The sequence below is a fragment of the Acinetobacter sp. YH12086 genome (assembly GCF_013419345.1).
Classification (GTDB): Bacteria; Pseudomonadota; Gammaproteobacteria; order Pseudomonadales; family Moraxellaceae; genus Acinetobacter; species Acinetobacter amyesii.
The window spans coordinates 1-5,621 of the sequence record NZ_VPAF01000038.1 but is presented as its reverse complement, the minus strand read 5'-3'; the positions used below and the strand labels follow the sequence as shown (position 1 = coordinate 5,621).

Below are 5,621 nucleotides of genomic sequence, written 5' to 3'. Positions count from 1 at the left end.
GAATAATGAGCTGGCGATGACTTACTCTCACATGGGTAACCCCACACTACCATCAGCGCTAAGAGGTTTCACTTCTGAGTTCGGGAAGGGATCAGGTGGTTCACTCTTGCTATTGTCGCCAGCACAACTGTTATGGATACTTGCTTAGTCTAATCTCAGAGCAGTGCTCTTCGTGCTAAGTTTTCTACCAAATGAGTTATTAACAGAAGTACTTGAGTTAATTTAAGGTGTTCATTGTATCTAGCTTTTCAACTAAATCAAGTTTGATTGATTATATGTGAATCAATTGATGCTTGATACAACAACTGTTTGGGTGTTGTATAGTCAAGCCTCACGAGCAATTAGTATTGGTCAGCTTCATGCGTCACCGCACTTCCACATCCAACCTATCAACGTCGTAGTCTTCAACGGCTCTTTAGTGGACATAAAGTCCAAGGGAAATCTTATCTTGAGGTAGGCTTCCCGCTTAGATGCTTTCAGCGGTTATCCCTTCCGAACATAGCTACCCGGCGATGCGACTGGCGTCACAACCGGTACACCAGAGGTTCGTCCACTCTGGTCCTCTCGTACTAGGAGCAGATCCTCTCAAATTTCCAGCGCCCACGGTAGATAGGGACCGAACTGTCTCACGACGTTCTAAACCCAGCTCGCGTACCTCTTTAAATGGCGAACAGCCATACCCTTGGGACCTGCTTCAGCCCCAGGATGAGATGAGCCGACATCGAGGTGCCAAACACCGCCGTCGATATGAACTCTTGGGCGGTATCAGCCTGTTATCCCCAGAGTACCTTTTATCCGTTGAGCGATGGCCCTTCCATACAGAACCACCGGATCACTAAGACCTACTTTCGTACCTGCTCGACTTGTGGGTCTCGCAGTTAAGCGCGCTTTTGCCTTTATACTCTACGCGTGATTTCCGACCACGCTGAGCGCACCTTCGTACTCCTCCGTTACTCTTTAGGAGGAGACCGCCCCAGTCAAACTACCCACCAGACATGGTCCTCGCTCCAGATCATGGAGCAGAGTTAGAACCTCAATATTACCAGGGTGGTATTTCAAGATTAGCTCCACCGAAACTAGCGTCTCGGTTTCAAAGCCTCCCACCTATCCTACACAAGTAAGATCAAAGTTCAATGTCAAGCTGCAGTAAAGGTTCACGGGGTCTTTCCGTCTAGCCGCGGGTACACCGCATCTTCACGGCGATTTCGATTTCACTGAGCCTCTGCTGGAGACAGCGCCCCCATCATTATGCCATTCGTGCAGGTCGGAACTTACCCGACAAGGAATTTCGCTACCTTAGGACCGTTATAGTTACGGCCGCCGTTTACTGGGGCTTCGATCAAGAGCTTCGCTTACGCTAACCCCATCAATTAACCTTCCAGCACCGGGCAGGCATCACACCCTATACGTCCACTTTCGTGTTTGCAGAGTGCTATGTTTTTAATAAACAGTTGCAGGGGCCTGGTTTCTGTGGCTGCTCTCAGCTCAGGAAGCAAGTTCCATCACCAAAAGCAGCGTACCTTCTCCCGAAGTTACGGTACCATTTTGCCTAGTTCCTTCAGCAGAGTTCTCTCAAGCGCTTTGGTCTACTCGACCTGACCACCTGTGTCGGTTTCGGGTACGATTCCAGTGTAACTGAAGCTTAGAGACTTTTCCTGGAAGTATGGTATCAGCCACTTCACTGTACAAGTACAGCTTGCTGTCAGATCTCAGCATAGAGTACCCCGGATTTGCCTAAGATACATGCCTACTTCCTTTCACCTGGACAACCAACGCCAGGCTGACTTAACCTTCTCCGTCCTCTCATCGCATTACACTGAAGTATTGGAATATTAACCAATTTCCCATCGACTACGCCTCTCGGCCTCGCCTTAGGGGTCGACTCACCCAGCCCCGATTAACGTTGGACTGGAACCCTTGGTCTTTCAGCGAACGGGTTTTTCACCCGTTTTGTCGTTACTCACGTCAGCATTCGCACTTCTGATACCTCCAGCAGACTTCTCAATCCACCTTCATCGGCTTACAGAACGCTCCCCTACCACTTACACTAATGTGTAAATCCGCAGCTTCGGCATATAGTTTTAGCCCCGTTACATCTTCCGCGCAGGCCGACTCGACTAGTGAGCTATTACGCTTTCTTTAAAGGGTGGCTGCTTCTAAGCCAACCTCCTAGCTGTCTATGCCTTCCCACATCGTTTCCCACTTAACTATAATTTTGGGGCCTTAGCTGGCGGTCTGGATTGTTTTCCTCTTGACTACGGACGTTAGCACCCGCAGTCTGTCTCCCGGATAGTACTCATTGGTATTCGGAGTTTGCATCGGTTTGGTAAGTCGGGATGACCCCCTAGCCGAAACAGTGCTCTACCCCCAATGGTATTCGTCCGAGGCGCTACCTAAATAGCTTTCGGGGAGAACCAGCTATCACCGAGTTTGATTAGCCTTTCACCCCTATCCACAAGTCATCCCCTGGCTTTTCAACGACAGTGGGTTCGGTCCTCCAGTTAGTGTTACCCAACCTTCAACCTGCTCATGGATAGATCACCCGGTTTCGGGTCTACACCCAGCAACTAAACGCCCTATTAAGACTCGATTTCTCTACGGCTCCCCTAATCGGTTAACCTTGCTACTGAATGTAAGTCGCTGACCCATTATACAAAAGGTACGCAGTCACCAAACAAGTTGGCTCCCACTGCTTGTATGCATGCGGTTTCAGGATCTATTTCACTCCCCTCACAGGGGTTCTTTTCGCCTTTCCCTCACGGTACTGGTTCACTATCGGTCAGTCAGGAGTATTTAGCCTTGGAGGATGGTCCCCCCATATTCAGACAAGGTTTCACGTGCCTCGCCCTACTCGACATCATTATCTAAGCCCTTTCGTGTACAGGACTATCACCTACTATGGTCGCACTTCCCAGAGCGTTCCACTAAAGCTTAGATAACTTAATGGGCTTTTCCCCGTTCGCTCGCCGCTACTGAGGGAATCTCAATTGATTTCTTTTCCTAAGGGTACTGAGATGTTTCACTTCCCCTCGTTCGCCTCATAAACCTATGTATTCAGTTTATGATACCCGCCTTATAGCGGGTGGGTTTCCCCATTCAGAAATCTCCGGATCAAAGGATATTTGCCGCCTCCCCGGAGCTTATCGCAGGCTATTACGTCTTTCATCGCCTCTGACTGCCAAGGCATCCACCACATGCACTTAATTACTTGACTATACAACCCCAAACAGTCGTTTGATCCTACAAGTAGATCAACCAACATTACAGTTTAGAGCTTCGTGAACTTAATCACTGTACAGCTTCAATTAGATTCATATACCAAAACGCTTGATTCAGTTAATTTCGCTAGTAACTCATTTCATTCAACTTTCACAATTGCTTGTTAAGTTAAATCAAACGAGTATGAACAAATTATTTCAACTCAAATATATTCTGTTAATGATTTTTCCAGCCTTCGTCAGGTCAGGAAACTGTGATAAATCACAGAGCTTAATAACAATGAAGCGAATCATACGCCACTTTGTTGCTAAGCTCTATAACCTAAACACTTGATCGCTTAAGGACTAAGCTAACAATCGTTTGATTGTTTATTTTAGCTTCGTTCTTTATACATTCCGAAGGAATGTATGGTGGAGACTAGGAGAGTCGAACTCCTGACCTCCTGCGTGCAAAGCAGGCGCTCTACCAACTAAGCTAAGTCCCCAGCTTATCAATAAGTCAATGTTTCTGATTCTCTGTTTGCTTCCGTATTTTATTCAAATACTTCGTTAGTCAGAATGGTGGGTCTGACAAGACTTGAACTTGTGACCCCACGCTTATCAAGCGTGTGCTCTAACCAACTGAGCTACAGACCCTCAGATACATCGTCATGAAGAACAACTTGTTGTGGATTCTTACCAATCGTCAATCTTTCGTTAAGGAGGTGATCCAGCCGCAGGTTCCCCTACGGCTACCTTGTTACGACTTCACCCCAGTCATCGGCCACACCGTGGTAAGCGTCCTCCTTACGGTTAGACTACCTACTTCTGGTGCAACAAACTCCCATGGTGTGACGGGCGGTGTGTACAAGGCCCGGGAACGTATTCACCGCGGCATTCTGATCCGCGATTACTAGCGATTCCGACTTCATGGAGTCGAGTTGCAGACTCCAATCCGGACTACGATCGGCTTTTTGAGATTAGCATCTCCTCGCGGAGTAGCAACCCTTTGTACCGACCATTGTAGCACGTGTGTAGCCCTGGTCGTAAGGGCCATGATGACTTGACGTCGTCCCCGCCTTCCTCCAGTTTGTCACTGGCAGTATCCTTAAAGTTCCCGGCTTAACCCGATGGCAAATAAGGAAAAGGGTTGCGCTCGTTGCGGGACTTAACCCAACATCTCACGACACGAGCTGACGACAGCCATGCAGCACCTGTATGTAAGTTCCCGAAGGCACCAATCCATCTCTGGAAAGTTCTTACTATGTCAAGACCAGGTAAGGTTCTTCGCGTTGCATCGAATTAAACCACATGCTCCACCGCTTGTGCGGGCCCCCGTCAATTCATTTGAGTTTTAGTCTTGCGACCGTACTCCCCAGGCGGTCTACTTATCGCGTTAGCTGCGCCACTAAAGCCTCAAAGGCCCCAACGGCTAGTAGACATCGTTTACGGCATGGACTACCAGGGTATCTAATCCTGTTTGCTCCCCATGCTTTCGTGCCTCAGCGTCAGTATTAGGCCAGATGGCTGCCTTCGCCATCGGTATTCCTCCAGATCTCTACGCATTTCACCGCTACACCTGGAATTCTACCATCCTCTCCCATACTCTAGCTTCCCAGTATCGAATGCAATTCCCAAGTTAAGCTCGGGGATTTCACATCCGACTTAAAAAGCCGCCTACGCACGCTTTACGCCCAGTAAATCCGATTAACGCTCGCACCCTCTGTATTACCGCGGCTGCTGGCACAGAGTTAGCCGGTGCTTATTCTGCGAGTAACGTCCACTATCTCTAGGTATTAACTAAAGTAGCCTCCTCCTCGCTTAAAGTGCTTTACAACCAAAAGGCCTTCTTCACACACGCGGCATGGCTGGATCAGGGTTCCCCCCATTGTCCAATATTCCCCACTGCTGCCTCCCGTAGGAGTCTGGGCCGTGTCTCAGTCCCAGTGTGGCGGATCATCCTCTCAGACCCGCTACAGATCGTCGCCTTGGTAGGCCTTTACCCCACCAACTAGCTAATCCGACTTAGGCTCATCTATTAGCGCAAGGTCCGAAGATCCCCTGCTTTCTCCCGTAGGACGTATGCGGTATTAGCATCCCTTTCGAAATGTTGTCCCCCACTAATAGGCAGATTCCTAAGCATTACTCACCCGTCCGCCGCTAGAAATCGGTAGCAAGCTACCTATTCCCGCTCGACTTGCATGTGTTAAGCCTGCCGCCAGCGTTCAATCTGAGCCATGATCAAACTCTTCAGTTTAAAATCAATAGTACATATAGTGTACCAATCTTGGCTCATCAATTACTGACAAAAATTTGCTCAAATAAACTTCGAGTAATTTCTACCATCAATCAATGAAAATAATTTCGATCAATCAATCAGTAAAAATCCACACAAGTTGTTCTTCATAATCTCTTAATGATCTT

2 tRNA genes and 3 rRNA genes are annotated in these 5,621 nt (G+C 48.2%); all 5 read right to left on the bottom strand.

Going from position 1 to position 5,621, the window contains the following annotated elements:
• Positions 1–8: 8 nt before the first annotated feature.
• The 5 genes from rrf to FTU29_RS17020 all read right to left on the bottom strand — a co-directional run bounded on the left by rrf (position 9) and on the right by FTU29_RS17020 (position 5,454).
• Positions 9–123, bottom strand: a 5S ribosomal RNA gene (gene rrf, locus FTU29_RS17040).
• 197 nt (positions 124–320) lie between these two features.
• Positions 321–3,214 (bottom strand): 23S ribosomal RNA (locus FTU29_RS17035).
• A 413-nt stretch (positions 3,215–3,627) separates the two neighbouring features.
• A tRNA-Ala gene (locus FTU29_RS17030) sits at positions 3,628–3,703 on the bottom strand.
• A gap of 74 nt (positions 3,704–3,777) precedes the next feature.
• Positions 3,778–3,854, bottom strand: a tRNA-Ile gene (locus FTU29_RS17025).
• 61 nt (positions 3,855–3,915) lie between these two features.
• Positions 3,916–5,454: ribosomal RNA gene (locus FTU29_RS17020) — 16S ribosomal RNA — on the bottom strand.
• The 16S, 23S and 5S rRNA genes sit together here with 2 tRNA genes alongside, the layout of an rRNA operon.
• Positions 5,455–5,621 lie beyond the last annotated feature (167 nt).